A 24,674-nucleotide genomic window follows, 5' to 3' on the forward strand; every position below is an offset into this window, starting at 1 on the left:
TCTTAAAGGATTAGTTGGCGTTGAAGTACTTAGCCTCTGGGTGGTGAACGATGATTGCAGATGTTGACTGCTCAGGATGCAGTTGGAACTCTTCTGAAAGTTCGACGCCGATGCGCCCTGGTTCAAGAAGTTCGCAGAGCTGTGTCTGCTGTTCGATATCGGGACACGCTGGATAGCCAAATGAGTAACGTGAACCGCGATATCCCTGATCCAGAATTCCCTGCAAATCAGGTGAATCTTCACCACGAACTGCCATCTCTTCACGAATACGGGCATGCCAATGTTCAGCAAGTGCTTCAGTGAGCTGTACCGATAAACCGTGCAGCTCTAAATAGTCACGGTAAGCATCAGCTGCGAAGAGTTCGTTGGCCGCCTTGCTTACAGTGTTTCCCATTGTGACAACGTGGAAGGCAACAACATCTGTTTTGCCCGAATCCTTCGAGGCAAAGAAGTCGGCGAGACATAATCTGCGATCACGAGATTGGCGAGGGAATGAGAAACGAACTCGCTCTTTACCTGCATCCGGTCCCTCGTGATGAAGGATGATCAAATCGTTTCCCTCTGAAACACATGGGAAATATCCATAGACAACAGCAGCTTCTAGCCAGCCATTGGATTGCACTTCATTAAGAAGTTTGCGAAGACGTGGGCGTCCTTCTGTCTCGGCCATCGCTTCGAATTCACCACGGGCGCCCTTAAGACCCCACTGCCCCATGAAAAGTGCACGTTCGTCAAGCATTCCGACGTAATCTGCAAGAGGAATGCCCTTAACGATTCGGGAACCAAAGAATGGTGCTTTAGGGATATCGATATCAATTGCGACATCACTGCGCACTGTATCGATTGGTCGATCCTCTGACTTGCGAGCAACTGCCTTCACTTTACGTTCACGAAGAGCTGGAAGTTCAGCACCTTCATCTCCGCGTTTTACGGCCATGATTGCATCCATCAGACGCAATCCTTCAAATGCATCTCGGGCGTAGCGAACTTCACCTGGAAATATTGCGGCAAGATCTTGTTCGACGTATGCGCGGGTAAGGGCTGCGCCACCAAGAACGACTGGCCACTTATCTGAAAGTCCTCGTGATGTAATCTCTTCGAGGTTCTCTTTCATGATGACTGTGGATTTAACCAAGAGACCTGACATACCAATTGCATCGACTTCATTTTCTAGCGCAGCATCGATAATCTGATTGATTGTCTGCTTGATTCCAATATTGACAACCTGGTAACCATTATTGGAAAGAATGATGTCAACAAGATTCTTGCCGATATCGTGAACATCGCCCTTAACGGTTGCAAGCAACATGCGTCCACGTCCGGCATCGCTGGTCTTCTCCATATGAGGCTCGAGATATGCAACTGCTGATTTCATCACTTCAGCGCTCTGTAGAACGAATGGAAGCTGCATCTCGCCTTTACCAAAGAGCTCGCCCACAACCTTCATGCCCTCGAGAAGATGGTCATTAATAATCGCCAGAGGTGCAATTCCTTCAGACATTGCTGTATCGAGATCTTCGTTGAGACCTACCTTTTCGCCATCAATGATGCGGCGTTCAAGGCGCTCACGTAGCGGAAGAGCTGCAAGCTCGGAGGCTCGAATATTTCTTGAGGCTGCAAGTTCGACGCCCTCAAAGAGCTGCAGGAATTCTTGCAAAGGATCGTATGTGCAGACATCGCCATCGTAGGTGCGACGATCGTAGATGAGGTCTAGAGCAACCTCTTTTTGACGGGCTTCAATACGCGCCATCGGCATAATCTTCGAAGGATGCACAATCGCTGAATCAAGGCCGGATTCAACGCACTCGTGGAGAAAGACTGAGTTGAGAACAACTCGCGCAGCAGGGTTAAGTCCGAACGAGACGTTACTGACTCCAAGAGTTGTCTGAACCCCTGGATATTCGGTCTTTAAGGTTTTAATTGCGCTGATGGTTTCAATTCCATCACGACGAGTTTCCTCTTGCCCAGTTGCAATTGGGAACGTCAAAGTATCAATCAAGATATCTCCGACATTCATTCCCCAGTTGCCAGTCAAATCTTCAATCAGGCGACGGGCAACACGAAGTTTCCAATCGGCAGTACGAGCTTGTCCTTCTTCATCGATAGTGAGTGCCACTACAGATGCACCATGTTCTTGTACCAACGGCATGATGCGGGCAAAGCGTGATGTAGGCCCATCACCGTCTTCATAGTTGACTGAGTTAATTACACAACGTCCACCTAGTGCTTCAAGACCTGCCTTTAAGACCGCTGGTTCTGTTGAATCAAGAACGATGGGAAGCGTTGAGGCAGTTGCAAAACGTGAAGCGATTTCAAACATATCGCGTGCGCCATCTCGACCTACATAGTCAACGGAAAGGTCGAGCATATGAGCGCCGTCGCGAATTTGATCGCGCGCGATTTCAACACACGTTGCCCAATCCTCTGCGACAAGTGCATCGCGGAAGGCACGAGAACCATTGGCATTGGTGCGCTCTCCAATTGCTAAGTAGGTCTTATCTTGTCTAAACGGAACGTATTGATAGAGCGAAGAAGCACCTGGATCTAGTTCAGGTACGCGTGACTTAACAGAATGGCGGTCGAGTCTGTCGACAACAGCCGCAAGATGGGCAGGCGTTGTTCCACAACATCCACCAATGAGTGAAATTCCATAATCGTTGACGAAGGTTTCAAGCGCTGTAGCCAACTCTTCAGGTCCAAGCGGATATTCCGCACCCTTTGCACCCAGAATCGGCAATCCCGCATTAGGCATTACTGAAATTGCACAGGTCGCGTTCTTAGAGAGATAGCGAAGGTGTTCTGACATCTCAGCCGGACCAGTCGCACAGTTGAGGCCGATCAAATCGATATCGAGAGGTTCAAGTGCGTTGAGAGCGGCTCCAATTTCAGAACCGAGCAACATCGTGCCGGTTGTTTCAACAGTTACTTGTGCAATCAACATGACGTCTCGCCCGGACTCTGTAATTGCCTTGCGCGCACCATTGACGGCAGCTTTTGCCTGTAGCAGATCTTGAGTGGTCTCGATTAAAAGTGCGTCAGAACCAGAATCTACGAGTCCTTTGGATGCCGTGTAGTACGCATCCCTCAAATGTGAATACGTTGTGTGGCCAAGGCTAGGCAATTTTGTGCCGGGCCCAAGTGAACCTAAGACGAAGCGAGGTTTATCTGCAGTACTGAATGCATCGGCAGCTTCACGTGCAATCTTTCCTCCTGCAAATGCAAGTTCGTAAATGCGATCTTCAATTCCGTACTCTGCAAGATTTGCCCAGTTTGCGCCGAAGGTATTGGTCTCGATGGCATCAACGCCAACCGAGAGGTAAGCATCGTGAACCGAACGCACTAAGTCAGGACGAGTAACGTTGAGAATCTCATTACAACCCTCGTGGTTTTGGAAATCTTCGAGAGAAGGATCTGCCGCCTGGAGCATGGTTCCCATGGCTCCATCAGCAATCACGGTGCGGCTAGAAAGTGCTTGACGGAGAAGGCCATCCGCTACAGATGGTGCCTTCTTATCGCTCGTCATGGTGCAGAGGTTATCGTAAGGTGTACGTCATGGAGATTCATAAGATTCCTGACCTGCGCTCACCTGTGATGGTGATTGCATTTTCCGGTTGGAATGATGCTGGTGAAGCTGCTACCGGCGCAGTCTCACACTTACTCTCCTCTTGGACCGACCCATCAACAGATGTTGTCCCCGAACTCATTGCAGATGTTGACCCAGAAGATTTCTATGATTTTCAAGTAAACCGCCCCATGGTTGAAGTTGATGATTCAAGTATTCGCAGCCTTACTTGGCCCGGCACACAGGTCTTTGGATTACGAACTCCTGATCTCAAACATGATTTCGTCGTTGTTCGTGGCGTTGAGCCATCTATGAAGTGGAAGACCTTCGCTGCTGACATCTTGGATCTCGCTGATGATCTTGAGGTGGATATGGTCATTACCTTGGGTTCGATGTTGGCCGATACACCGCATACACGTCCGATTACAGTTAGCGGAAGTGGTGCGCACCCAGAGATTGCCCGTCGACTTGGTGTTGAAATAAGTAAGTACGAAGGACCGACAGGAATTCTCGGGGTACTTCAGGATGCGTGCGTGCGACGTGGCATTGATGCAATCTCTCTATGGGCAGCAATTCCACATTACGCCTCAAGTTCTCCATCGCCCAAGGCAACTCTTGCGCTCGTGAATGCACTGGAAGACTTCCTTGAAATTTCTCTGCCGCAAGGCGATCTACCTGAAGAATCGGCGTCATGGGAAGAAGAAGTAACCGAGATGGCTAAGGAAGATTCGGATGTGGCCGAGTATGTGAAAGCTCTTGAAGAGAGCAAAGACTCATCCGACCTTCCCGAAGCAACAGGTGAATCTATTGCTCGAGAGTTAGAACGTTTTCTTCGCAGACAGAGCGAGAACTAAAGAGTAATTCCCAGCAGAGTATCGAGTGCACGAGAAAGTTCGCCGGCTACTCCCCCTGTTACTCCAGCTTCAGTCTCATCCATCCACGTCTTGATTGATGCAATAACATGCGGTGTATCTAGATTATTTGAAAGCGCATCAAGGATTCTCTGAATCACCGAATCAGTAGGCGCGACTTCCATTCGCGCAAGGTTCAGTTGCAATCGTTCGATATCGACTGTCGCATTCTCAATGAGAGAATTGCTCCACATAAGGTCGCTTGAGTATGGATGCCCCATTAGCGCCCACCGAATAGCAGCGGGATTAACACCTGAAGAAATTAGTTTTGATACGAAGACCAAGTTTCCGAGAGATTTACTCATCTTCTCGCCATCAAGACCAATCATCCCAGCGTGCACGTAACTACGTGCGAATCTCTGATTGCTGATGCTCCGGCTCTGTGCTGCAGACATCTCGTGGTGAGGGAAGATTAAATCGCTTCCGCCGCCTTGAATATCGATAGCGAATTCATCGTTCAAATCGGGGTTCAGGTAATGAAGCGCGATCGCGCAGCATTCGATATGCCAACCAGGACGGCCTGCCCCGAATGGACTTGGCCAACCTGGTTCACCGTCGCGTCGTGAAAGCCAGACCAAAGCATCGAGTGGATCTTCTTTTCCAGGTTTCTGGGGGTCTCCGCCGCGTTCGGCAAATATCTCGAGCATCTTCTCTTGCGAGTAATGCGAGCGTTCTCCAAATTCGGAGTCAGAGTGGACGCGATAGTAGATATCTGAACCAACTTCGTACGTTGTGTCCGCTCTCTTCAACTTTTGAACTGCTTCAACTACGAGAGGCATGGCCTCGACAACTCCAATGTAATCATTTGGTGGAATCACGTGTAAGTCGGTCATATCGCCTTTGAAGAGATCAATTTGCGATTGCGCAAGGTCCTTCCAATCAACACCATCGCGGTGAGCGCGTTCTAAAAGCGGGTCATCGATATCGGTGATGTTTTGAACAAAATCAACTTGTGCGCCCGTCGCACGTAAGAATCGATTGATGAGATCAAAAGTTAGGTATGTTGCTGCGTGGCCAAGATGCGTCGCATCGTAAGGAGTGATCCCGCAGACATACATTCTGTAAAGAGACTTCTTCGGAAGTGGTTCAACCTTTTGGGCTGCCGTATTGAAGAGTGAAAGTTGCGGAACGCTAAAGCGAGCAGGAAGTTCAGGTAGATATACATCTGGCCAGGCGCGCATATTTCACACCCTAACTTAAAACGGTGGCCATGGGACAGCAGGCCACTCATCGCTCGGAGACGGATATTTCTTTTCGCTCAACAGTCTATTAATACGTGCCAAAAGCGCTGAAAACTCGTTCTCAGAAATTAGTTGAAGCAGTTGTTCTGATGAATCGCGGACGGCGATCTCGAGTTTCTCTAGTCGATCGATCTCTATTGGAGATAGCGGTTTATCTGCCCACTGCCAAAGAACGGTGCGCAGCTTGTCATCTTCATGAAAAGTTACCCCGTGGTCACAGCCATGTACGAGGTCTTCACTTATTGGGAGCAAGTGGCCAATCTTTCGGTCGGTGTTATTCACTACCGCATCAAAGAGAGCCATCTTGCGAAGCTCAGCGTTATCTTCCCGGTAGAACATCGCTAGATCGATATCTTCGTTGATATCAATCCATTGTTGAACCATTCCAATTCCGAATGGGCCCTCTCGCAAAACAGTAGGTGGGACGACTCCGAATTCTCCTAGTTCACTAATGAAATACGCAGCGAACTCACGTTGGGCGAGATTGCCATCCTGGAAATCCCATAGTGGTCTTTCGCCAGCAACCGGCTTATAGATGACCGGAATTGTTGAGCCATTGAAAGTGCAGTTTGCGTAGAGCGTTGCGTTGGAGGCATCAACAAGACGACCAGTAACTTCTAAATCCCCTAGGGTTAGATGTTCAATGATTTCACTCATCGGCGATATCCGTTTGCTCTTGGACAGAGGTGACCGCGAATATCAATAGGTCCACCACAGAATGGACATGGCAATCTTCCTGCGCTTACAACAGTGAGGGCACGTTTGGAGAATTGATCTGCTACTGATGGAGAGATGAGGACACGCAGAATGTCTTGATCGCCGCTGAGGTCATCTACATCGATGAAATCGGGTTCTTCCTGATCATTATCTGAGACAGCCTGTAGGTCGATCTGAATCAACTGACGAGAGTCATCAAAAGCAATCCCGATCACACCGACTCTAAACTCCTCTTCAATCGGAGTATCCAGCGGCGCGTCATCACGAGCGATTTTCGGAATCGCAATTGTGGGGTCACTCTGCTTAATCTCTCGCAGCATGTAAATCAGTCGATCGGCGAGGGCTTGTACTTGCGATTTTTCGAGTGAAACAGAGATCAGTCGGGAACCGTTGCGAGCTTGAATGAAGAAGGTGCGCTCCCCTGGTTGCCCAACAGTTCCGGCTACGAAACGTTCAACTGGATCGAAGAGCAATATTCGAGATGTCATGACTTTTTGCTCATGGATTTCCGCGAACCGCCACCGAGTAGCGCCTTAGTCGTTTTCTCCATCGCTGTCATTGGCGCTAACGGACTATGAGAATCGTTAAAGGCTAGAAGACGAGATTTGTTACCGTCAAAATCAATAACTGTTACTGATGCTGGGTCGAGAACGAGAGATTGAAAATCATCCAACTTCATCTTAAGAAGGGAGGCAATAAGCGCTTTGAGTACATCGCCATGGGAAACGAAGAGATGAGTGCCGTTCTTCTTCTCGGCCAGGGCGCTAGCAACGCTTGTGAGAGCTCGCTTCTGCATTGCTCTCATTCGTTCGCCGTCAGGAAACTGGACGGTGCTTGGGCGGTCTTGAATTTCTTTCCACATCTTCTCGCGTGCGAGAGATGATAATTTTCGACCACTCCAGGATCCGTAATTCATCTCAATCAGAGCATCATCAATCTGATAACTCTTAAGACCCTTGGAATACTTGGAGTTAAGCCAAGGCGCAATGGTCTCTTCACAACGTTGCAATGGACTTACTCGAGCGCTATCAAATGAACTTGCGCCGATTCGCTCGACTAAATCTTGGGCTTGCTTCACTCCCTTTTTGCTCAGCGAGACACCAGGCAATTGCCCGCTGAGAATCCCTGCATCATTCGCTGTTGAATGAGCATGTCGAATAAACACTAAGCGAGCCACAACACGAAGATTATCGTGCTATTTCTAATAACGAACTTTGAAGGCCGCTATTGCTAGGGTTGCCAACCATGGAGATGAGAAGAGCAGGTAATTCAGGGCTCTCGCTCTCCCGTTTAGGGCTCGGAACTATGACGTGGGGTCGCGACACGGATACCCACGAGGCAGCCGATCAATGCAGAGCATTTATCGAAGCAGGTGGAAATTTTCTTGATACTTCTTCAACCTACGGAGATGGAGATAGTGAAAGAGTTATCGGCGGTCTCATTGGAACACTCTTTAAGCGTGAAGATGTCGCAATAGCATCGAAAGCTGGAGTTTCATTCCCTGACGGCGTCAGAACCGTTAACAATTCACGGCAAACCCTGATTGCAGAACTTGATCGATCGCTGTCACGACTTGAGACTGACTATCTAGATATCTGGCAGATTCATTCGTGGGATCCTCACAATCCACTCGAAGATACGCTCTCCGCTCTCGACTATGCATATTCATCGGGCAGAGCTCGCTATGTAGGCATATCGAATTTCTCTGGATGGCAGAGCTCTCGCGCAATCACGATTCAAGAGACCAACTCCGCAAAGGCTCCGATTGTCACCCATCAAGTTGAGTACTCATTACTCAATCGTGAAATTGAAAGCGAAGTACTTCCTTGTGCCGATGAGACCGGAGTTGGAATTTTGGCGTGGGCACCACTTGGCCGAGGAGTTCTCACAGGCAAGTACCGTCGTGGAGTTCCCAGCGATTCACGTGCCGCAGCTCCACACTTTGTAAAACACGTCGAACCCTATCTTCGTGAAAAACCACAGCGCATCGTCGAAGCAGTCTGCGTTGCGGCTGAAGGTTTAGGTTTCGCACCTCTTGAGGTTGCCCTAGCTTGGGTGCGAGATACACCAGGTATTACTAGCGCGATTGTGGGCGCAAGAACTGGCGCGCAACTGCGTGGGATTCTTGCTTCTGAAGAAATCTCACTTCCTGACGTTGTTCGTCAGGCGCTCGATGAGGTTTCAGCTCCCTAACAAGAAGTCAGTTAGCAATTCTCCAAGAAGTCGGCCAGAACATTAACTCCGAATTCGAGTCCTGAAATTGGTACTCGTTCATCAACACCATGGAATAGCGCCATGAAATCTAAATCGGCAGGTAGTCGAAGCGGACTAAATCCATAGCCGATGATTCCAAGCTCTGAGAGCGCCTTGTTATCCGTTCCCCCACTCATTAAATATGGAACCGGGATTCCTTCAGGATCGTGCTTTGTAATGGCGTTACACATCGCATCAACTAGATCACCTTCAAAGTTCACTTCTAAGGCAATATCTCGAGAAACGGTTTCGATTGTGATATCTGGACCAATAATCGAACGGATAGTTTCATTCAATTCATCTTCATATCCTGGAAGGAAGCGCCCATCAATGACTGCGCTGGCACTTCCGGGGATTACATTTGCCTTATATCCAGCCTCAAGCATTGTTGGGTTGGCAGTATTTTGCAGCGTTGCGCCAATCATGCGCGCTGTGGGTCCGATCTCTTTGAGCAATGGTCGCAAATCCTTTTCGTCATAAGGTTTGCCTGTTGCTTGCGCGATCTTCTTAAAGAGAATTTTGACTGTATCTGTATAACGCTGTGGCCAATTGAATTTACCAATTTTTGCCACAGCCTCTGAAAGGGCTGTCAGCGCATTCTCATCGTTCATCATGGAACCATGCCCAGCTCTACCGGCTGCGGTCAGTTTCATCCAGTGAATTCCTTTTTGCGCAGCTTCAAGGAAGTAGAGTCGTTTTCCATCTCCCACAGTTACAGAGAAACCGCCAACTTCTGAAATTGCTTCAGTGCATCCAGCGAAAACTTCGGGATGTTCAGCAGCCATCCATCGTGAACCGAATGTCATCCCCGCTTCTTCATCAGCAAAGAATGCAAGAACGATATTGCGTGGCGGCTTGTAGCCAGTTCGGGCCCACTTGCGAACAATTGCAAGAATCATGGCATCAACATTTTTCATATCAACTGCGCCGCGACCCCAGATCATGCCATCGCGAATTTCGGCAGCAAATGGATCGACAGACCAATCAGCTGCATTTGCGGGAACTACATCGATATGACCGTGGACTACCAATCCCGGACGTGAAGTATCTACACCTTCGATATTTGCAATCACGTTACAGCGATTGGGGGCTGACTCGTAGATAGTTGCCTTGATTCCGACCTCTGCAAGAGATGCAACCACATATTCGGCGACAGCTTTCTCATCGCCTCTTCCTTCTCCATAATTAACCGAAGGGATACGGATGAGATCCTGGCAAATCTTTACAACTTCTTCTTCGAGAGTCATATCCCTATTCTGCCTCGTTTCGCACTCTCTCGGTTAGATGGCTTGGCTCACTTTTGCGCGAGGAGGCGTGGCTAGATATAGTTATCCAGTTATTTCGGCCCGAACGCTTAGACTCACATCTTGAGCGAGCGGGTTACTCGTCCGGGTGGCGGAATTGGCAGACGCGCTAGCTTGAGGTGCTAGTTCTCGCAAGGGATTCGGGGTTCAAGTCCCCGTTCGGACACAGTTACGGTGGTTGGATACAGCAATGGATTTACCCTGGTGGAATTCACGATGATGGATTTAGGTCGCGCGCTTTCACTGATTCGCCCTATTCCTGATTATCCGAAACCAGGCATTCTCTTTCAAGATATCACTCCACTTCTTGCAAATCCTGAAGCCTTTCATCGAGTTATCTCCGAGATCGCTTCACTTGATGCTCAATCCGAAATCGCTGCAGGAATTGAAGCTCGAGGATTCATCTTTGCCAGCGCTGTTGCCTTGCAGAAGAAGATTGGCTTCGTGCCAGTGAGAAAGAAGGGCAAACTTCCTTCGGCTACCTATTCGCGTTCATATGGACTCGAGTACGGAGTTGATGAGATTGAAATTCATCAGGATGCTTTAACACCTGGTTGCAAAGTGACTCTCATTGATGATGTCTTAGCAACCGGTGGCACTTTAGAAGCCGCCGTCGCACTGATTGCAGATGCTGGTGGCGTGGTTTCAAGCATTGTGGTTCTTCTTGAAATCGCCTCGCTCGAGGGTAGAACTAGAATCGAGAAGATTGCACCAGACGTTCCACTACATGCTTTGGTGACCATCTGATGCGCATCCCCCAAATTCAAGCTCTACGCGCTTTTGCTGCAACTCTTGTAGTTGTTTATCACGCTGGAATCACATCGGGTGGATATATCGGCGTCGATATTTTCTACGTAATCTCCGGTTACCTGATCACAGGATTGCTATTACGCGAGTTAGATAAGACCGGAACTCTTGGGCTTAAGGCCTTCTATCTCCGGCGCATCAAGCGCCTCTTGCCGACATCTTTCTTCGTTCTCTTTGTAACAGGCGTAACTGCTTGGTATCTATATCCCGCGACAATGCGCGCAGATCTGGGTAAAGATATTGCCGCTGCCAGTATTTACATCTCTAACTATCTGTTCGCTTTCTGGCAGATGGATTATCAAAATCTCAGCGCTGTTCCACCAGTAGTAATTCACTATTGGTCGTTGGCTGTTGAAGAACAGTTCTATCTCTTCTGGCCATTCATCATTCTCGCCCTGTACAAACGTGGGGGTCGCCGAACAGTTGGATTTGGAATTCTTGCAATCTCCATTGCATCGTTCCTCTTTAGTTTGTTTCAAACATCTACAGAACCAATCTGGGCTTTCTACTCGCTACCTACGCGCGCTTGGGAACTCGGAGTAGGTGCGCTACTTCTCTATATCCCTCAGCGAATAAAGTTCTCCCAGAACTACCTTTGGATCGCTCTCGCACTCTTTATCTACGGAACTCTTCAGTTCAGAGATAACACCCCATTCCCAGGAACGGCGGCACTCGTACCGGTTCTGGCTACAGCTATCTCCATTGCGGCAGTGCATTCTTGGCCGAAAGTTCTTAACTCCATCGGAAGCCACCGAATAGTTCAGTGGTTAGGCGAGATTTCATATCCTCTCTATCTATGGCATTGGCCTCTCTTGGTTATTCCGGCGATTTACTTTGGTCGGAATTTAACGATTTTTGAACGCGTCCTCGCTGTATTGGCAACGCTCCTTTTTGCCGAACTCACACATCGATATATAGAAGAGCCACTTCGTCACGCAAAACTTCCACAAAAGACGGTCATTCGTGGAGGCGTTGCAGCAACGGTAATTTCTCTCACGTTAGGTCTTGCGATTAATTCATCGTATTCAGATATCGTCACCTTGAAGGATGGCAAGAAGATTTCACTACAAGAAATCATGAAAAAGCCAGTTGTCTATGACGATGGATGTCATGTGAATAATGGTGAAACAACATCCCCAGACTGCACTTACGGAGTTCGAGGGTCATCGCGCAAGATTGTTCTCTTTGGAGACTCTCATGCAGCGCAATGGTTCCCAACACTCGAGAAGTTAGCCCGTGAGCAGAGATTCGAATTGATTTCGCTTACCAAGTCGGCATGCCCAGGGGCTGCGGTTACGAAGGTAGATACTGGCGAATATAAGAACTCTGATTGCTTTGCGTGGCGTGATTACGCGTATAAGCGAATAAAGTCGATTAATCCTGATGCGGTTCTTGTGAGCGGGTTCCAACACTTCGAAGTTCCATCACAGTACTCAAGTCGTGAATCTTGGTGGCGTGAAGGTCAAGGCAAGACTTATAACTCGCTTCGCGGAAGTTCACCGCGAATCATCTATATCTCCGACACTCCACATCCAAACCGCGATATTCCAAGCTGTATCGCTTCTGGAAGTCTTGACCGATGCAACGGTTCTGAACGTTCAACTCCGATCTTCTCCCCTGGATTCTTGAAAATCAATCCGACTTCTTGGCTTTGTGAACGCAATTGCCCTGGGGTTATTGATGGCGTTGTTGCTTATCGCGATGCTTCGCACCTATCGGTCGACATGGCGCGTGCGCTCTCACCTAATCTGCTGCAAGCTCTAAGAAATCTTGGTGCGCTCAGCAAGACATCTGATGAGCAGAAGTAGTCAAAAAGTGGCAGGATGCCGCCGTGGCTGAATTGGTGTATTACTGCGGAACAATGGATAGCGGAAAATCAACTCTTGCTCTCCAAACTGCGCATAACCATAAAAGCCGGGGACGTTCAGGTCTGATCTTTACCAATAAGGACCGAGCTGGTTCCGGTGTCATTAGTTCCCGTTTGGGACTGAAGTCAGATGCGATTGAAGTAGAACCTGAACTCGATATCCATAAATTTGTAGTTGAACATCTCTCCATGGGCGATCGCATCGATTACATCATCTGCGATGAAGCTCAGTTCTATCAGCCAGATCAAATTGACGGCTTGGCCAAGATTGTTGATGGACTTGGCATTGATGTCTACGCATTTGGGATCCTTGCTGATTTCCGAACGAAACTCTTTCCGGGTTCCGCCCGACTCGTCGAGCTAGCCGATCGCGTAAATACTCTTCAGGTTGAAGCTCTCTGCTGGTGCGGTTCACGCGCTACGCACAATGCCCGTACCGTCAACGGCGTCATGGTTACTGAGGGCGAGCAGGTTGTTGTTGGCGATGTTGGTAAGAGCGATGAAGTCGCATACGAAGTTCTCTGCCGTCGCCACCATATGCGACAAGTTACAGCGCGCGCATCGCGTGCAGGTCATATAAGTTCTGATCCCCTCCCATTCAACGAGTAGAAAAGGTTCCACTTATGAATACACGCTCCTACGCAGTGATGGAAGCAAAGAAGCCTCTCGTTCCTTTCGAATTCAATCGTCGCGACCTTGGGGCGCACGATGTCGCACTTGATATTGCATATGCGGGTATCTGCCATAGCGACATTCACCAGGCACGTGAAGAATGGGGTCCCGCGATTTTCCCAATGGTTCCGGGGCATGAAATCGCCGGTACTGTCACATCAGTTGGATCGTCTGTTACGAAATTCAAGGTTGGCGACAAGATTGGCGTTGGCGTATTCGTTGATTCATGCCGCACCTGTGAAAACTGCAAGCAAGGTTTGCAGCAGTACTGCCTCGAAGGAATGACCGGCACATATAACCAACTAGAACGCGATGGCAAGACCGTTGCCATGGGTGGTTACTCAAATTACTTCGTGATTAACGAAGATTACGCCGTACACATTCCTGCAAATCTTCCACTCGAAGGAGTTGCACCGCTTCTGTGTGCGGGAATCACACTTTATTCTCCAATTAAGCATTGGAACGTTGGACCTGGCAAGAAAGTTGCCGTCATGGGCCTCGGAGGTCTTGGCCATATGGGAGTTAAGTTCGCTGTCGCTATGGGCGCAGAAGTAACTGTTCTCTCTCATTCACCTCATAAGAAGGATGACGCTCTTGCAATGGGCGCCCATCACTTCGTTGCAACTAATGATGACTCTGTATTTGCTGCGCATTCAAAGACTTTTGACGTCATTCTAAACACAGTCAGCGCTGAACTTGATATCAATAAGTACGTCTCGCTCTTGAAGCTCGATGGGACTTTGGTGGTAATCGGTCTTCCTGGTAAGCCTTATGCAGTGCATGTGGGATCACTTCTTGATGGTCGACGCTCAATCGCGGGCTCAATGATTGGTGGCATTCCGCAATTACAAGAGATGCTCAACTTCTGCGGAGAAAAATCAATAGTGAGCGATGTTGAAGTCATCAAGGCTGATTACATCAACGAGGCATACGAACGAACAGTTGCAAGTGATGTGAAGTACCGATTTGTAATCGACGCTTCAACAATCTAGTTCAGACTAAGTAAGCTCGTTCAAATAAATTGATGTAGCAGTGTGGCGATTACTGGCGCGATAATGAGCGCCGGCAATATGTTTGCTACTGCGATCTTCTTGATATCCAAAAGGCGTAATCCAATGCCCACGAGCATTAGGCCTCCACAGATAGTCATGGCATCGATTTGATAAGGCTGAAGGACTGAGCCCAAAAAGAGTCCGACCAAGGTCCAGGCGCCTTGATAAATCGCAACGGGAATAGCAGAGGCCGCAACTCCCCATCCCAGTGATGAGGCAAAAGCCATTGCCGCAAAGAAGTCGAGAGAGGATTTCAGAATCAATTGATCCAAGCCCTCTGACATTCCGTCGCTTACGCTTCCGAGTATTGCAAGTGGTCCAATCACAAAGAGAAGCGAAGCTGAAACAAATCCTTCAATAAAGGGTCCGTCACTTGATGCCTTGAATTTCTGGCGCAGAGTTTCGCCAAACTTATCCAATCTATTTTCAAGAGAGAGCGCAGATCCGATAAGTCCACCAAGCAACATTGCACCCAGAATAACGAGGAGGGTCGATCCATTAGGAAGTGAATCAATAAAGGTCGATGACCATAGCGGCATAAGCGCTGATGCCGCCCCGAGCAAAGTGATGAGACCAAGAATGTCGGTGATGAGGCTCAGCGATTTCTTGGTCAAGCGACTTCCGGCACCGATACCAATGGTGGATCCAATGATAATTGCAATGACATTGATGAGCGTTCCTAGACCTGCAAACATTGTTTAACTATAGACTTTACTAATGAAATTTTCCGAACTTCTTAGCGTTCTCAAGCCACATAAGACAGTTCCGGTTACTCCTTGGCGCGCAGAACATAGATGGCAACTCTCCCCCACTCGTGTACTCATTCTCTTCTTTGGCCTTGCAATCTTCGGTCTCGGTGATTCACTTTTGGTTCAGGGCAACGTCGGCAACGCTCCATGGACTGTCTTCTCTCAGGGTTTAACGTTGAAAACAGGAATGAGTATTGGGTGGGCAACATTCGTTATAAGCGTTTTCGTTCTTCTTATCTGGATTCCGCTCAATGAGAAACCAGGTTTTGGAACGCTTTCAAATATTGTTCTCATCGCCACTTTTATTGAAGTTGGCACACATATCTTCCCTAAACAGAACTCAACCTTGTCAGGCGTCTTCTTTTCACTCCTTGGAATCGCGATGGTTGGCCTCGGCTCAGCGCTCTACATCACCTGTGGACTTGGGCCTGGTCCACGCGATGGAGCTATGACTGGAATTCACTACAAGACCGGAATCAGAGTCGGCCGAGTTCGCCTCGGCATCGAGGTCCTCGTTCTGATCATCGGATGGCTCATGGGTGGGACCGTCGGCATCGGAACAGCGCTATTTGCCCTCTTGATCGGCCAATCTGTGGCAATTTTCCTTGGGGTCGTGGCGCGTTTAACCCATAAGTAGCCTTACGGCTGAACTAGCCTTCAGACATCTTCCCTCGGTCTGTGAGCCGTCATTTCACACGGGGTCGCAAACACCCCCGTTACCAAAATCAGGAAGGTTCGTCATGCTCGATAGTTTCTTCAAAATATCTGAACGTGGCTCCACTGTAGGTCGTGAAGTTCGTGGCGGTCTCGTCACATTCTTCACCATGGCTTACATCGTGGCGCTTAATCCACTCATCATTGGTCTTAGCAAGGATGCAGATGGAAAATTCCTTGGTGGTGGAGATGCTCCTAACCTAGCTCTCGTCGCCGCAATGACAGCTCTTATGGCTGGCGTACTGACGATCCTTATGGGAGTTGTCGGTAACTACCCACTTGCGCTCGCAACAGGACTCGGTCTCAACACCTTCGTCGCAGTTGGAATTGCATCAAAGATGACATGGGCAGATGCCATGGGCCTTATCGTTCTTGAAGGAATCATCATCACAATTTTGGTTCTCACAGGATTTAGAACTGCTGTCTTCAAGGCAGTTCCAGCACAGTTGAAGATCGCTATCTCAGTTGGTATCGGTCTCTTCATCGCCCTTATCGGTCTTGTTGACGCAGGCTTCGTTCGTCGTACAGGAGCTGGTCCAGTACCAGTAACTCTCGGCGATGGCGGAACCCTCGTCGGCTGGCCAATTGTCGTCTTCGCACTTGGTCTCTTCCTTACTATCGGTTTGATAGTCAAGAAAGTTAAGGGTGCAATCCTTATCGGTATTGTTGTTGCAACAGCAGTTGCTGTCTTCATTGAAACAACTCTGAAGGTTGGTCCACTTTTTGACGGAGCTACAGGTAAGGTCAATCCAAAGGGATGGAACCTCAACGTTCCTGCAATGCCTGAGAAGGTAGTCGCAACACCTGATTTCAGCCTCTTCGGCCAATTCAACCTCTTCGGCTCACTCGATCGCGTTCCATTGATCACTGTGATCCTGCTTGTCTTCACCCTTTTGCTCTCAGACTTCTTCGACACTGTCGGAACAGTTACAGCAATTGGTCACGAGGCAAACCTCATCGATCGCGATGGAAATATTCCTAACAACGATCGCATTCTTCTCGTTGACTCACTCGCAGCAGTCGGCGGCGGCGTTGGAAGCATCTCTTCTAACACCAGTTACATCGAATCAGCTGCTGGCGTTGGCGAAGGAGCTCGTACAGGTCTTGCATCCGTGGTCACAGGTGTGTGCTTCTTGCTCACAACCTTCCTTGCGCCACTCGTAGCAATCATTCCTTACGAAGCAGCTACTCCGGCTCTTGTCATCGTTGGTTTCTTGATGATGACTCAGATTAAGGGTATCGATTGGGAAGATTACGGAATTGCAATTCCTGCATTCCTTACAATCATCTTGATGCCATTTACCTACAACATCTCAGTTGGTATCGGTGCTGGTTTCGTAACTCACGTTGTGATCCGCTATATCCAAGGTCGTCGCAAGGATGTACATCCATTGCTTCTCTTAGTATCAGGTCTCTTCATGATTTACTTCCTCACATCACCTATCAACCAGTGGGTTGGTTAATTAGATAGTAAGTAGAAAGACCCCCACTTCATTATGAGGTGGGGGTCTTTTCTTTTATAGCTTCCAGTCGATGGGTTCTCGCCCTTGTGCAACCAAGAGCTGATTTACTTGAGTAAAAGGTTTAGATCCAAAGAATCCTCTATAGGCGCTCAGCGGACTTGGATGAACGCCCTCAATTTTGTAGGTGAAGAATATTGAAAGTTCTTGAGCTTGCTTGCCCCAAAGAACTGCAACGACATCTCTCTTACCTAACTCGGAGGCAATGTGATCAGTTATTCGTTGCCATCCAATATTGGTATGAGCATTTGATTCCCCTTGCCGCGTTGTCAGCACCCGATTGAGCAACAGGACACCTGCAGCACTCCAGGCAGAAAGATCACCGCTGGTTGGCGGTGTGATTCCTTGATCATCTTCCAATTCCTTAAAAATATTTCTCAAACTTTGTGGAATCCTTTCCACTGATGGTGGCGTTGAAAATGCAAGCCCCATGGCATTACCCGGCGTTGGATAGGGATCTTGGCCGACAATCACGCATCTGATTGAGTCGAGGTCGAATTGAAAGGCTCGAAAAATTGAATCGAGAGAAGGTGATAAATCCTCACTTGCAATCTTCGAGAGCAACTCTGCAATGAGTGGATTTATCGGTTCAAAGACCGTTTCCCAACTAGAGTGCACGTGCGAAGAAGCGAGATCCTTCATTGCGAACTTCCATAGGTAGTTCAAAGACTGCTGACATATGTTCCGAAGTGATGACTTCATGAATTGGGCCCGAGACAGCAACTGCGCCATCTTTGAGAATAAGGGCATGCGTAGTTCCACTTGGAATCTCTTCGATATGGTGCGTCACAAGTATGGATGCCGGCGCAGCAGGGTCTGAGGCGAATTGCGAAAATCGTTTCAGCAAATCTTCTCGACCACCTAAATCGAGCCCCGAGGTTGGTTCATCAAGTAATAGCAGTTCTGGGTCAGCCATAAGTGCCCGAGAAATCTGAACTCGCTTCTTCTCACCATCACTCAAGGTTCCATAATCTCGATCCGCAAAATCTCTGACACCAAATGTGGTTAAAAGCGCAACTGCGCGAGATTCATCCCAGAGGTCATAAGCCTCATTCCATCTTCCAAGAACAGCGTAAGCCGCTGTAAGAACAACATCGCGAACTTTCTCGTCGTATGGAATATCTTCCGAAATCAAAGTTCCGCAGATGCCGATGCGATTACGAAGTTCCCAAAGATCTACGCGGCCCATCTCTTTATCTAAGACTTTTACTTGGCCTTGCGTTGGGAAAATTCTGGTTGCAAGAATTTGAAGGAGCGTGGATTTGCCTGCTCCGTTGGGTCCAAGAACAACCCATCTCTCCCCCTCAGATATTGCAAAGTTGATGGGACCGAGAATGGTGCGAACGCCACGGCGGACAGAAACATCCCTCAATTCGAGGACGCGTTGGCTACTCATAGGGCTAAAAGATATATCGTCGAGGTGCAAAATCACTCGCAATTGTCAGCGTTAGGTAAGTGATTCGCGATAACCTGCGCCATATGAGCGATGAAAAGAGTGAATTCACTGGCCTAATTCTCGTCTCTGGTATCGATACTCCAGGCATTACCCAGGCGCTCTTTGAGACCCTGGCACCATTTGCGATCACTGTTCTCGACATTGAGCAAGTTGTCATCCGCGAGCGATTGATTCTGACTGTCCTTATCTCACTCAACCCGGCGCATTCCGAAGCAATTGAGGAAGATCTTCAACTGTGTGGGCAGAAACTCGGCGTTGATATCGCGACTTCATTCCTTGAACAAGGTCAATCTTCCATTGCAGCGAAAACTGGCCTAGTACATGTTGTTGCACTCGGCAGCCCATTGGCACCAACGGCCATAGCTGCAATCGCATCGGCCATTGCATCTCGCGGCGGAAATATCGAACGAATTCATCGCACTGCAAGCTACCCAATCACTGCGATCGAATTCATCGTTTCAGATGCGGACCAAACAGATATCCGCGCATGCCTTGCTGAAGTTACGACTGCGCACTCTGTTGATATTGCCGTGTCCCCCGGCGGTCTGATGCGTTGGGCTAAGAAGCTCGTTGTCATGGACGTTGATTCAACCCTGATTCAACAAGAGGTCATCGAACTACTCGCCAACAAGGCAGGAGTTCAGGAGAAGGTAAAAGAGATTACCGACTCAGCAATGAGAGGCGAGCTCGACTTTAACGAGAGCCTTCGTGCACGAGTGGCTCTGCTTGCAGGTCTACCTGAATCTGTTATTACCGAAGTTCAAAAGGAAATCGCGCTTACACCTGGTGCGCGAACACTTGTGAAAACTCTCCATCAACTCGGGCATAGCGTTGCTGTCGTCTCAGGTGGATTCGTCTCAGTTATCGAGCCGCTCGTTAAAGAGCTAGGCATTGCCCATTACCGTGCCAATACCCTTGAAATCATCGATGGGAAGTTAACAGGTAAGGTCATTGAGCCAATTATTGATCGAGCAGCCAAGGCAACCGCTCTCAGAGATTTTGCTGAAATCGAAGGCGTCCAACTTGAGCAGACTGTTGCAATCGGTGATGGTGCAAATGATCTCGATATGATTTCGATTGCGGGACTTGGAATAGCATTCAACGCGAAGCCAGCAGTTAAGGCAGCGGCGGCAAGTTCTGTCAGCGCGCCATACTTGGATTCAGTTCTCTATCTCCTCGGAATTTCGCGTGAAGATATTGAAGAAGCTGGCGCGCAGCGAAAGTAATTAGAGTCTGCAGGCGTGAATATCTGTAACAAGAATTCCGCGAGCACCAAGTGCCCACAGTTCATCCATCAGACGATTAGTATCTTTACGAAGAACCATTGCACGAACAGCCACCCAATCCGCCTTCTGTAATGGTGAGATTGTGGGAGATTCAAGACCTGGAGTAATCGCACAAGCTTTATCAACGCTCGATGTTGGAATATCGTAATCAAGAAGAACATATTGACGCGCAGTGACAACGCCCTGCAGGCGTCGAATGAGAATTTCAAGTCCAGCCGGTAACTCTGAACCTGTTCTCTTAATGACAATTGCCTCTGAGACCAGAATAGGTTCGCCGAATACTGCTAAGCCAGCCTGTTTCAATGTGTTTCCGGTGCTTACAACGTCAGCGATGAGATCTGCGACTCCGAGACGAACGCTACTTTCGACTGCGCCATCGAGGCGTACAACAGATGCTGAAATATTCAAATCAGCAAGGTGTTTTTCAACTAGCCCTGGGTAAGCAGTTGCAACTCGCTTACCGGCTATATCTGAAGGCTTCCACTGGGTGCTAGCGGGTGCTGCAAACCTAAAAGTAGACGAACCAAAATCTAGTGCGAGAACTTCCTCAGCTTTAGCCCCTGAATCAATCAGCAAGTCACGTCCAGTTATCCCAGCCTCTAGTTCGCCAGAACCAACATAGATCGCGATATCGCGTGGGCGAAGATAATAGAACTCAACCGAGTTATCTGGGTCCGCGAGAACTAGATCGCGAGAATCGGTGCGTTGTCTATAGCCAGCCTCTTTGAGAATTGCGATGGATGCATCGGCGAGTGAGCCTTTATTAGGAACAGCTATACGTAACATCTTCTCCCCTAGCAATCATTAAAGAAACTTATAGATATCAGCAGGCGTTAAGCCTCGTGCGAGCATCAAAGTTTGAAGATGATAAATGAGCTGACTGATTTCTTCAGCTAACGCCTCATCGGTCTCATGTTCGGCAGCAAGCCAGACTTCGCCAGCTTCTTCAAGAATCTTCTTACCGATGCTGTGGACTCCTGCATCGAGAGCGGCGACCGTGCCAGAGCCTTCAGGGCGGTCTACCGCCTTCTGTGCCAACTCTTGCCAGAGCTGATCAAAAGACTTCATGGTGCGAGTTTACTGGAGATGGCTCGCTCGCGAAGAGCATTTACCATCCTTGCAGGATCCTCAGCGTTAAATACAGCGCTTCCAGCGACGAAGGTATCAGCTCCGGCTGTAACTGCTATTTCGATGGTTTCAAGTGAAATTCCACCATCTACTTGGAGCCAGATAGGGCGTGAACCAATAATTTTACGAGTTATCCGAACCTTCTCCATCATCGATTCCATGAATTTCTGTCCGCCAAAACCAGGTTCGACTGTCATGATTAAGAACATATCGACGTCGTCGAGAAATTCGGAGTATTGATCGATCGCTGTTCCTGGCTTTACTGCAAGCGCTGCTCTCGCGCCGTGGCTTTTGATTCCTTTAAGGGTTGAAGAGATATCAGAAGTAGCTTCAGCATGAATCGTCACACTGGCGGCTCCTGCAACTGCATAATCAATAGCAATCGAATCAACATTCGCCACCATTAAGTGGGCATCAATAGGGATTGGTGAGGCGGCAATAATCTTTGCAGCCGAGGAAAAATCAAAGGTGAAGTTGGGGACGAAGACATTGTCCATGACATCGAGGTGTATGAAATCACTAACCGGGGCAATCTTGGCTATCTCTTGATCTAGGTGTCCAAAGTCAGCGTTAAGGATGCTTGGAGTTATGCGAATGTGCCCACTCATGTCTTCAGCCTAAGCCTTCTTCTTAAAGAGCGCGAGAAACATTGAATCCGTTTCATGCACACTGGTCCAGAGAGCCATCGCTCTATCGCGCACGGCACCTTGCAGGTTTGCCGGCAAGAAAGGGGCAACATCAATTTGCTCCAGCTCAGGATGCGCCTTAAGAATCATCTTTACCTGACCAAAGGTTTCAGCAAAGTGAGGACTACAGGTTGCATAGCCGAAGATGCCAGCATCAGAGAGATTGGCGATGGCCGAATTAGCGAGCTCTAACTGTAACTCAGTCAGTGCACGCAAATCTTGAACAGTTCTACGCCAGCGAACTTCAGGGCGTCGACGCAAAGCGCCAAGACCAGTACAAGGAACGTCAGCGATAATCGCATCGAACTTCTGTCCATGTGAGGAAATTTCTCGACCGTCTCCCACCCAGACCGGAAACTTTCCAACAACATTCTTCACTAGCTTTGCTCGCGCCTCAGATACTTCGTTTGCTACGAAATCTCGACCTTCTACATCACAAATATGAGAGATGAGGGCGGCTTTACCGCCAGGACCAGCACAGAGATCGAGAACGGTTTTGGCAGATTTGGTTGCTTGCGAAAAGGCAAGAGCAACTAACTGTGAGCCTTCGTCCTGAACTCCGGCCTTGCGATGACGAATCAAATCGAGGGAACCAGGCGCTCCTTCAAATTTCGCACCATAAGGTGAGAAACGAGTTGCTATTGCGCCTTCAGAAACAAGTTCTTCTTGAGTTGAAGATCCTGGCCATGAAACAAGCGTTGGCGTTGCCGGGATGTTATTTGCACCCAACTCTTCCTCGACTCTTGCGTAATCTTTAAGAAGGTCAAAATAGGCAGAGACAATCCATTCTGGATGTGAATATTGAATTGAAAGTCTGGACACCGGGTCCTTCATGGCTAAGACAGGCTCAAGCCACTCTTCTAACGTCTTGGCACTGACTTTACGAAGAATCGCGTTGACGAAAGAGGCTTTAGATTCACCGATGACCTTACGTGCAAGCTCGACAGTTGCAGATACTGCAGCGTGAGTAGCAACGCGCATTTCAAAGAGTTGATGAACACCTAATCTGCAGATATCAACGATTCCTTCATCGACTTCAGACCAAGGCCGATCAGAGACTTGGGAGAGTATGTAATCGTGACGCCCTTGCATACGCAAAGTTCCGTAAAGAAGTTCAGTGATGAAACCTTTATCTCGCTGTTCGAAATTACTTGCGTTAAGCGCTTGCGGTAGAAGTAGGTTCGAATATCCCCCGCGTCGGTTTACTTCAGAGAGAATGTCGTAGACCAAGACGCGAGGTGCATCTGGTTTAGGAGATTTGAATGAGTCTCGGCGTGCTTTAACCAAAGAGTTCACCATCACCTAAACGCGCACCGTTGAGCCAGGACTTGGCATCCATTCGCGACTTCCCCGCTGGAGTCAAGAAACCTATTGAAACTGCATTGGAGGAAGTTCCTACAAGGAGCTCCTTATTGACTACCTTTAACACGCCAGGTTGAAGAGTCTCTTTGGAAATATTCACCGAATCTATCTTTACTACTTCGCCGCGGAATCGAGTCCAGGCACCCGGTGAAGATGTGAACGCTCTAATCTTTTGAGAAATCAATTGGGCATCGAGGTTCCAGTTAATTTCACATTCCTCTTTAGAAATCTTCATGGCTCGAGTGGCGCCGTCGCTCTTCTGTGGTTCAGGGCGAATTCCAGCCTTGATAGCGTTCAGAGAATCTTCGACTGCTTCGACACCAAGTGCGCCTAACTCTGAAAATAGTTCATCACTCGTGATATCTGAATCAAGCGCAAATCTCTTTACTGAATAGATGGGGCCAGTATCCATTCCAGGATCTAATTGAAAGACCGTTACTCCAGAAACAGGATCTCCGGCCTCGATTGCTCGCTGGACTGGAGCAGCTCCCCGCCAGCGTGGAAGGAGTGAGAAGTGAAGGTTGAGACAACCATGCATAGGAATGCTCAGTAGTTCTTTGGGAAGAAGCACGCCATAACCAATCGTCAAAAGAACATCAGCACCTTCTATGAGAGTGGCTGTTTCCGTTACCGAAGCAGGCTTGAAGCAAGGTACATCGTTATCACGAGCCCACTCGGAAATCACTGACTCCTTGAGAGTTCGTCCTCGTCCTGCAGGGCGGTCGGGCTGAGTAATAACAGATAGCAATTGATGCTCTGAAGTGATCAACCAATTTAAAGTGGGAATAGCCACATCGGGCGTTGCCGCCACAATTATCTTCAATTAAAGCCCTCTGCCGAAGGGATCGTGCGGTGAGACTTTAATCTGCGGCTGCATGCCTGCTGAATTAGCCATGCCGAACCAATCTGATTCACGAATCTCTTTCATGGCGAGCTTTCGATCTTCCTCGGAGAGGCGATCAATAAAGAGAATTCCATTGAGGTGATCTGTTTCGTGTTGCAAAGCTCGGGCCAGTAACTCAGTTCCTTCAACAGTAATTGGTTCGCCGTGCATATTGAAACCCTTTGCAACAGCTCTAAATGCGCGAGGTGTTGGGTAAACCAGATCAGGAAAGCTCAAGCAACCTTCATCTCCGTCTTGGAGTTCTTCACTAAGGTCGAGAGTTGGATTGATGAGATGTCCCAACGCTTCATCGACATCCCAGACAAATACGCGAAGTGGAACACCAATTTGAGGGGCGGCGAGACCCGCACCTGGTGCATCGAGCATCGTTTCGGTGAGATCTTTTACAAGAACGCGAAGTTCCTTATCGAAATCAATTACCTCAGAGGCCGGTGTAACGAGTACGGGATCGCCAAAGTGGCGAATCGGCATGATGGACATGTG

At 48.6% G+C, this 24,674-nt stretch carries 23 protein-coding genes, 1 tRNA gene and 1 pseudogene; 10 read left to right on the forward strand and 15 right to left on the reverse strand.

The window, feature by feature from the left end; genetic code table 11:
- Positions 1-10: 10 nt before the first annotated feature.
- Positions 11-3,523 carry a methionine synthase gene (gene metH, locus A1sIA56_RS03325; RefSeq protein ID WP_095673534.1) on the reverse strand — a complete coding sequence of 1,171 codons (3,513 nt, stop codon included), beginning with the start codon at positions 3,521-3,523 and terminating at the stop codon, positions 11-13.
- Positions 3,524-3,552: 29 nt separating this feature from the next.
- Between metH and A1sIA56_RS03330 the strand changes: the two genes are divergently transcribed.
- Positions 3,553-4,416: a PAC2 family protein gene (locus tag A1sIA56_RS03330; protein ID WP_095673535.1), complete on the forward strand. Its 864-nt coding sequence runs from the start codon at positions 3,553-3,555 to the stop codon at positions 4,414-4,416.
- On the opposite strand, the gene mshC is transcribed toward A1sIA56_RS03330, so the two are convergent.
- The 4 genes from mshC to A1sIA56_RS03350 are packed head-to-tail and all read right to left on the reverse strand — an operon-like array spanning position 4,413 to position 7,608.
- Positions 4,413-5,654, reverse strand: a complete 1,242-nt coding sequence (gene mshC, locus A1sIA56_RS03335) for a cysteine--1-D-myo-inosityl 2-amino-2-deoxy-alpha-D-glucopyranoside ligase (protein WP_095673536.1) — start codon at positions 5,652-5,654, stop codon at positions 4,413-4,415. The genes A1sIA56_RS03330 and mshC overlap by 4 nt on opposite strands.
- A 15-nt stretch (positions 5,655-5,669) precedes the next feature.
- On the reverse strand, positions 5,670-6,371 hold the full coding sequence (locus A1sIA56_RS03340; protein ID WP_095673537.1) for an SCO1664 family protein: 702 nt from the start codon (positions 6,369-6,371) through the stop codon (positions 5,670-5,672).
- Positions 6,368-6,919 carry a DUF3090 family protein gene (locus A1sIA56_RS03345; protein WP_095673538.1) on the reverse strand — a complete coding sequence of 184 codons (552 nt, stop codon included), beginning with the start codon at positions 6,917-6,919 and terminating at the stop codon, positions 6,368-6,370. Before A1sIA56_RS03345 ends, A1sIA56_RS03340 begins: the two co-directional genes overlap by 4 nt.
- The gene (locus A1sIA56_RS03350) at positions 6,916-7,608 is read right to left on the reverse strand and encodes a histidine phosphatase family protein (protein ID WP_095673539.1); all 693 of its coding nucleotides are present in this window, start codon (positions 7,606-7,608) and stop codon (positions 6,916-6,918) included. Before A1sIA56_RS03350 ends, A1sIA56_RS03345 begins: the two co-directional genes overlap by 4 nt.
- A 68-nt stretch (positions 7,609-7,676) precedes the next feature.
- Between A1sIA56_RS03350 and A1sIA56_RS03355 the strand changes: the two genes are divergently transcribed.
- Positions 7,677-8,624: an aldo/keto reductase gene (locus A1sIA56_RS03355; protein WP_095673540.1), complete on the forward strand. Its 948-nt coding sequence runs from the start codon at positions 7,677-7,679 to the stop codon at positions 8,622-8,624.
- An 11-nt stretch (positions 8,625-8,635) separates the two neighbouring features.
- Here A1sIA56_RS03355 and A1sIA56_RS03360 read toward each other — a convergent pair.
- Positions 8,636-9,937, reverse strand: a pseudogene (locus A1sIA56_RS03360) (M20/M25/M40 family metallo-hydrolase); the annotation flags it as partial.
- A gap of 133 nt (positions 9,938-10,070) precedes the next feature.
- Between A1sIA56_RS03360 and A1sIA56_RS03365 the strand changes: the two are divergent.
- The 5 genes from A1sIA56_RS03365 (at position 10,071) to A1sIA56_RS03385 (ending at position 14,326) form a co-directional block, all read left to right on the forward strand.
- A tRNA-Leu gene (locus A1sIA56_RS03365) sits at positions 10,071-10,154 on the forward strand.
- A gap of 53 nt (positions 10,155-10,207) precedes the next feature.
- Positions 10,208-10,735 (forward strand): adenine phosphoribosyltransferase, encoded by a 528-nt coding sequence (locus A1sIA56_RS03370; RefSeq protein WP_095674175.1) that lies wholly within the window; start codon positions 10,208-10,210, stop codon positions 10,733-10,735.
- Entirely contained in the window at positions 10,735-12,603 is a 1,869-nt protein-coding gene (locus tag A1sIA56_RS03375; RefSeq protein ID WP_095673542.1) for an acyltransferase family protein, read from the forward strand. Before A1sIA56_RS03370 ends, A1sIA56_RS03375 begins: the two co-directional genes overlap by 1 nt.
- Positions 12,604-12,626: 23 nt before the next feature.
- Positions 12,627-13,271, forward strand: a complete 645-nt coding sequence (locus A1sIA56_RS03380) for a thymidine kinase (RefSeq protein WP_095673543.1) — start codon at positions 12,627-12,629, stop codon at positions 13,269-13,271.
- A 14-nt stretch (positions 13,272-13,285) separates the two neighbouring features.
- A complete protein-coding gene (locus tag A1sIA56_RS03385; RefSeq protein ID WP_095673544.1) occupies positions 13,286-14,326 on the forward strand; it encodes an NAD(P)-dependent alcohol dehydrogenase in 1,041 nt (346 codons plus the stop codon).
- 20 nt (positions 14,327-14,346) lie between these two features.
- On the opposite strand, the gene A1sIA56_RS03390 is transcribed toward A1sIA56_RS03385, so the two are convergent.
- Positions 14,347-15,081, reverse strand: a complete 735-nt coding sequence (locus tag A1sIA56_RS03390) for a DUF554 domain-containing protein (protein ID WP_095673545.1) — start codon at positions 15,079-15,081, stop codon at positions 14,347-14,349.
- Positions 15,082-15,103: 22 nt separating this feature from the next.
- Here A1sIA56_RS03390 and yczE point away from each other — a divergent pair, with 22 nt between their 5' ends.
- Positions 15,104-15,772, forward strand: a complete 669-nt coding sequence (yczE, locus tag A1sIA56_RS03395; protein WP_095673546.1) for a membrane protein YczE — start codon at positions 15,104-15,106, stop codon at positions 15,770-15,772.
- Positions 15,773-15,875: 103 nt separating this feature from the next.
- A complete protein-coding gene (locus tag A1sIA56_RS03400) occupies positions 15,876-17,312 on the forward strand; it encodes an NCS2 family permease (RefSeq protein ID WP_095673547.1) in 1,437 nt (478 codons plus the stop codon).
- A 54-nt stretch (positions 17,313-17,366) separates the two neighbouring features.
- Here the strand turns inward: A1sIA56_RS03400 and A1sIA56_RS03405 are convergent, their stop codons facing one another.
- On the reverse strand, positions 17,367-18,011 hold the full coding sequence (locus tag A1sIA56_RS03405) for a uracil-DNA glycosylase (RefSeq protein ID WP_095673548.1): 645 nt from the start codon (positions 18,009-18,011) through the stop codon (positions 17,367-17,369).
- Positions 17,977-18,765, reverse strand: a complete 789-nt coding sequence (locus tag A1sIA56_RS03410) for an ABC transporter ATP-binding protein (RefSeq protein WP_095673549.1) — start codon at positions 18,763-18,765, stop codon at positions 17,977-17,979. The genes A1sIA56_RS03405 and A1sIA56_RS03410 overlap by 35 nt, the downstream gene beginning before the upstream one ends.
- A gap of 83 nt (positions 18,766-18,848) precedes the next feature.
- Between A1sIA56_RS03410 and serB the strand changes: the two genes are divergently transcribed.
- Positions 18,849-20,051, forward strand: coding sequence for a phosphoserine phosphatase SerB (gene serB / locus A1sIA56_RS03415; RefSeq protein WP_190276981.1), 1,203 nt, complete (start codon positions 18,849-18,851; stop codon positions 20,049-20,051).
- Here serB and hisG read toward each other — a convergent pair whose 3' ends face one another.
- From hisG to def, 6 genes are read right to left on the reverse strand one after another with little or no spacing between them, the layout of a single operon-like run.
- Positions 20,052-20,897 (reverse strand): ATP phosphoribosyltransferase, encoded by an 846-nt coding sequence (gene hisG, locus A1sIA56_RS03420; RefSeq protein ID WP_095673551.1) that lies wholly within the window; start codon positions 20,895-20,897, stop codon positions 20,052-20,054.
- An 18-nt stretch (positions 20,898-20,915) separates the two neighbouring features.
- Entirely contained in the window at positions 20,916-21,179 is a 264-nt protein-coding gene (locus A1sIA56_RS03425; protein ID WP_095673552.1) for a phosphoribosyl-ATP diphosphatase, read from the reverse strand.
- The gene (gene rpe / locus A1sIA56_RS03430; RefSeq protein WP_095673553.1) at positions 21,176-21,847 is read right to left on the reverse strand and encodes a ribulose-phosphate 3-epimerase; all 672 of its coding nucleotides are present in this window, start codon (positions 21,845-21,847) and stop codon (positions 21,176-21,178) included. The genes A1sIA56_RS03425 and rpe overlap by 4 nt, the downstream gene beginning before the upstream one ends.
- 9 nt (positions 21,848-21,856) lie before the next feature.
- Complete coding sequence (locus A1sIA56_RS03435) at positions 21,857-23,221, reverse strand: transcription antitermination factor NusB (RefSeq protein WP_420021861.1); 1,365 nt, start codon at positions 23,219-23,221, stop codon at positions 21,857-21,859.
- On the reverse strand, positions 23,205-24,110 hold the full coding sequence (fmt, locus tag A1sIA56_RS03440) for a methionyl-tRNA formyltransferase (RefSeq protein WP_095673554.1): 906 nt from the start codon (positions 24,108-24,110) through the stop codon (positions 23,205-23,207). Before fmt ends, A1sIA56_RS03435 begins: the two co-directional genes overlap by 17 nt.
- Positions 24,111-24,671 carry a peptide deformylase gene (def, locus tag A1sIA56_RS03445; RefSeq protein WP_095673555.1) on the reverse strand — a complete coding sequence of 187 codons (561 nt, stop codon included), beginning with the start codon at positions 24,669-24,671 and terminating at the stop codon, positions 24,111-24,113.
- Positions 24,672-24,674 lie beyond the last annotated feature (3 nt).

This window comes from Candidatus Planktophila sulfonica (genome assembly GCF_002288065.1).
GTDB classification, from domain to species: domain Bacteria; phylum Actinomycetota; class Actinomycetes; order Nanopelagicales; family Nanopelagicaceae; genus Planktophila; species Planktophila sulfonica.

Coding starts and splice junctions, on each gene's coding strand:
- metH (WP_095673534.1), bottom strand. CDS start 3,523: ATGACGAGCGATAAGAAGGCACCATCTGTAGCGGATGGCCTTCTCCGT.
- A1sIA56_RS03330 (WP_095673535.1), top strand. CDS start 3,553: ATGGAGATTCATAAGATTCCTGACCTGCGCTCACCTGTGATGGTGATT.
- mshC (WP_095673536.1), bottom strand. CDS start 5,654: ATGCGCGCCTGGCCAGATGTATATCTACCTGAACTTCCTGCTCGCTTT.
- A1sIA56_RS03340 (WP_095673537.1), bottom strand. CDS start 6,371: ATGAGTGAAATCATTGAACATCTAACCCTAGGGGATTTAGAAGTTACT.
- A1sIA56_RS03345 (WP_095673538.1), bottom strand. CDS start 6,919: ATGACATCTCGAATATTGCTCTTCGATCCAGTTGAACGTTTCGTAGCC.
- A1sIA56_RS03355 (WP_095673540.1), top strand. CDS start 7,677: ATGGAGATGAGAAGAGCAGGTAATTCAGGGCTCTCGCTCTCCCGTTTA.
- A1sIA56_RS03370 (WP_095674175.1), top strand. CDS start 10,208: ATGGATTTAGGTCGCGCGCTTTCACTGATTCGCCCTATTCCTGATTAT.
- A1sIA56_RS03375 (WP_095673542.1), top strand. CDS start 10,735: ATGCGCATCCCCCAAATTCAAGCTCTACGCGCTTTTGCTGCAACTCTT.
- A1sIA56_RS03385 (WP_095673544.1), top strand. CDS start 13,286: ATGAATACACGCTCCTACGCAGTGATGGAAGCAAAGAAGCCTCTCGTT.
- A1sIA56_RS03390 (WP_095673545.1), bottom strand. CDS start 15,081: ATGTTTGCAGGTCTAGGAACGCTCATCAATGTCATTGCAATTATCATT.
- yczE (WP_095673546.1), top strand. CDS start 15,104: ATGAAATTTTCCGAACTTCTTAGCGTTCTCAAGCCACATAAGACAGTT.
- A1sIA56_RS03400 (WP_095673547.1), top strand. CDS start 15,876: ATGCTCGATAGTTTCTTCAAAATATCTGAACGTGGCTCCACTGTAGGT.
- A1sIA56_RS03405 (WP_095673548.1), bottom strand. CDS start 18,011: ATGAAGGATCTCGCTTCTTCGCACGTGCACTCTAGTTGGGAAACGGTC.
- A1sIA56_RS03410 (WP_095673549.1), bottom strand. CDS start 18,765: ATGAGTAGCCAACGCGTCCTCGAATTGAGGGATGTTTCTGTCCGCCGT.
- serB (WP_190276981.1), top strand. CDS start 18,849: ATGAGCGATGAAAAGAGTGAATTCACTGGCCTAATTCTCGTCTCTGGT.
- hisG (WP_095673551.1), bottom strand. CDS start 20,897: ATGTTACGTATAGCTGTTCCTAATAAAGGCTCACTCGCCGATGCATCC.
- A1sIA56_RS03425 (WP_095673552.1), bottom strand. CDS start 21,179: ATGAAGTCTTTTGATCAGCTCTGGCAAGAGTTGGCACAGAAGGCGGTA.
- rpe (WP_095673553.1), bottom strand. CDS start 21,847: ATGAGTGGGCACATTCGCATAACTCCAAGCATCCTTAACGCTGACTTT.
- def (WP_095673555.1), bottom strand. CDS start 24,671: ATGTCCATCATGCCGATTCGCCACTTTGGCGATCCCGTACTCGTTACA.